1 protein-coding gene and 2 pseudogenes are annotated in these 3,442 nt (G+C 51.2%); 1 reads left to right on the forward strand and 2 read right to left on the reverse strand.

Annotated features, from left to right (window positions below; translation table 11 throughout):
* Both recQ and BG74_RS05950 read right to left on the reverse strand, forming a co-directional pair.
* The coding region (gene recQ, locus BG74_RS05945; protein ID WP_244267365.1) for a DNA helicase RecQ at positions 1-1,340 on the reverse strand (1,340 nt) is incomplete at its 3' end.
* Between the two features lie 64 nt (positions 1,341-1,404).
* A pseudogene (locus tag BG74_RS05950) lies at positions 1,405-2,276 on the reverse strand (phospholipase A).
* A 554-nt stretch (positions 2,277-2,830) separates the two neighbouring features.
* On the opposite strand from BG74_RS05950, the pseudogene rarD reads away from it, so the two are divergent.
* A pseudogene (gene rarD / locus BG74_RS20650) lies at positions 2,831-3,316 on the forward strand (EamA family transporter RarD); the annotation flags it as partial.
* Between the last annotated feature and the right edge of the window lie 126 nt (positions 3,317-3,442).

Consider the following 3,442-nt stretch of genomic DNA (forward strand, 5'->3'; position numbering starts at 1 on the left):
ATGCGCTGGCTGTTAACACCTCTGAGTACCTCAACGACATACACTATACCGAAGCGCTGCCCGACCCGGTAAATGCAGGAGAGCGCTTTACGAGCCTCCTCCAACCCATCGTAGCGCTTGGGCGGATCAAGGCAAATATCACAGTTGCCGCATGCCATTTGACGACCTTCGCCAAAATAATTCAGCAGCACTAACCGCCGGCAGGTTTGCGCTTCAGCAAAAGCGCCCATGGCGTCTAGCTTATGGCGCTCGATATCCTGCTGCTGGTCGGCGGGTTTTTCTTCCAGACAACGCCGCAACCAGGCCATGTCTGCCGGATTATACAGCAATATGGCTTCGGAGGGTAGACCGTCGCGACCAGCGCGACCGGTTTCCTGATAATACGATTCAATGGTGCGCGGGATATCAAAGTGCAGCACAAAACGCACATTGGGCTTATTAATCCCCATCCCGAACGCGACTGTCGCTACTACAACCTGTAAATCATCGCGCTGAAACGCTTCTTGCACTTGGTCTCGGCGTTCTTTTTCCAGGCCAGCGTGATATGCAGCCACGCTGACGCCGCGGCTTTGCAACTGCGTTCTCAGATTTTCCACCTGCGAACGGCTGTTGCAATAAATAATGCCGCTCTTTCCGCACTGACCCTGCACAAAGTGCCATAGCTGCTCAAACGGCTTGTATTTCTCCACCAGAGTGTAGCGAATATTGGGGCGGTCAAAGCTGCTGACCTGGATCAGCGGATTACGCAAACCCAACAGACGCAGGATATCCTGCCGCGTGGTTTCGTCCGCTGTGGCGGTCAGCGCCAAAAACGGCAGCGTCACGAAATGGCGTTTGATTTTCCCGAGGGCGCGGTATTCCGGACGGAAATCGTGTCCCCATTGCGAAATGCAGTGCGCCTCGTCTACCGCTACCATCGCCAGCCGCCACTGATACAGTTGCTCGATCATGTTGTCCGTCATCAGACGCTCTGGCGCGATATATAACATCTTAATGCGCCCGCTGCGGCACGCGGCCATCACCTCATACTGCTGCTCTCGGCTTTGGGTAGAATTCAGATAAGCTGCCGCCACGTCATTGGCCAGTAGTTGATCGACCTGATCTTTCATCAGCGAAATCAGCGGAGAAACCACAAGCGCCAGCCCATCCATCACCAGGATGGGGATTTGATAGCACAGCGACTTACCGCCTCCGGTGGGCATCACCACCAGGCAGTCGCGGCCTCTGAGAACCGCGTGAATAATCGCTTGCTGGCCCGGCCGAAACTGCTTGTAGCCAAAGGTGTCGTGCAACACCCGCTCTGCCAGCGCTTCCCGCTGGATTATTTCCGCCGTAGACACATCTGCCCCAACTTTGTCTTTAGACGGGCTCCGGCTGTGGCGCCCGTGGTTAAGTCCCTATGAATTACATTATATCATTGAGCATAAAGCCCATCCCTGCACAGGTCTGCCTATGATCATAATCGACTCGCCACAGCTGCTAAACAGCTAGGTGTAAAAACGCACGCGGCCGCTAACGGAATAATTCTATTCCAATTGCGCGCCGCCGTAGCCGCTGTTCCAGTTGTAGTTGTAGCGCTCTTCTGCGCTAAAGATGCTCTCCACCCCAGGCATAGCCTATCTTCAGCCGGTAGTGGCCCATATACTTGATAATATCGGGTTTATCGCTACTGTAGTCCAACCGTAGTCAGGGTTTTACTTCCACCTTGCCAGTTACCGTTTTGCACCATTAACCGCGTATAGGCTAACCGCGTATAGGCGCGATTCAAGTTGCGCGATATAGGATCCGAGCAGCCGTCGGACTGATAGTTCAGACCCATTTCCACATCGCGTAAGGTCTAACCTGCGAAGTCATAATCCATTGCCCAGCCAATGAACAGCTGCGGTTTATAGTTTGGTCTCACGAAGGGGTGACGATTCATCGCTGTTGGATAACTTCTACCAGGAGCCGCCGGGTTATAGTAAGAGGCGCTCAAAAGCGAGTTATCTCCCGCGATTCCGCGCCAAAGCGGAAACCCCAGGCTCAATTGGAATGCTACTTCATCTTTCTTAGCGTTATTTGTCCAATCGTAGCTGCTTATCTCCTGCTTGTTGATGTTACTGGTAGGGATTATCGTGGTCCTGCAACATATTGGTAATGGCGCTTCCCTTCACCACTGTCGTGTCGTGGATCTTCTCAACCATGGCTTCTTGTACGTAAATAAAAGAAATCGATCCCAGCAAGAGAGTCTTGGTTCCCCCTAAAGTTTGCACATAAAATGTTCTCCAAAATCGCATAACCACCAACATAATCATTCAAAGATAATAATCTTATACGCTCTATGAATTTTCGTTTAGGGAAAACTACCTAAAGTGACTGCGGCTACATGATCCTAGTAGAGCAGTCCTTATTAATTAAGCATACTATGAATATATAATTCTATTACCTCGCGCGTTGAGCGTTTCCCTAATCCGGAATTTACTATTTTTTTAATCCCCTTACCGCCGATCATGCGCGCCGTTTAATCGGGGATAACTTTGTCTATCATATGCCGTTCAACTGCGAATTAGACCTGAAGGTTACACAATATGAGAACGACGCCGCACAACTCGAATTCACGCGTAATGAAGAAGCTTGTGAACGCCCTGTAGCGTATTGTTTACGGCGGCATTATCGCCTCGATCCTGGACGTCGCCGGAACAACCTGCGTTACCAGCCACCTACGCGGCGGCAATAAGATCTCCGTGTGGCGCGTGAGGAGCTGTACAATAATCGAGAGCATCATTTCGCCATTGCGACCACAACCTATCTAGTAGGCTGACCGACGAACGAAAAAACCGCCCGCTAATGCGTGTGGTGCGCTCTCGGCATTTACTTTATTTGGGACCTAGCCCCTCCTATTTTAAATTGATAGATTATCGTGCCCGTCAATGCAATCCTCGCGCACCGTATTTTGTGGTCGTCGGTATTTATGCTGGTATTGCTGACACTTGGCTGCTGATGGCCGCAGGTGCGTCATTCTTTTCGGCGCGGCAAATTACTGCTAGCCCTGCTAACCTCTGTACTAATACTGCTGTTTATCTGGGCAGTCAATCACCACTATATGCTGGAGGCCAGTCTCGGCTATCTTATCAATCCGCTGGTCAATATTTTGCTCGATATGCTGTTATGAGCTAACGTTTCCGCCGATTGCAATGTCTTGCGGTCGTGCTGGCGTCCGCCGGCGTGCTGGTGCAGTTTTGGATGTTCAGTTCACTGCCCTCTCCTCTCATCACCTTGGGACTGGCGCTCACCTTTTCCCTTATGGCCTGCTGCGAAAAAACTAGGTATTGACGCCTAAACCGGCATACTTACTAAACTAGCATACTGCTAGCATACTGCATACTGATAGAAATCATTTGACTAACTGCCGGCCGCCGCTGGTTGCCACTGTTTCCCATCGCTGACACCCCAACCAGCCATT

Source organism: Sodalis-like endosymbiont of Proechinophthirus fluctus (genome assembly GCF_001602625.1).
GTDB lineage: Bacteria > Pseudomonadota > Gammaproteobacteria > Enterobacterales > Enterobacteriaceae.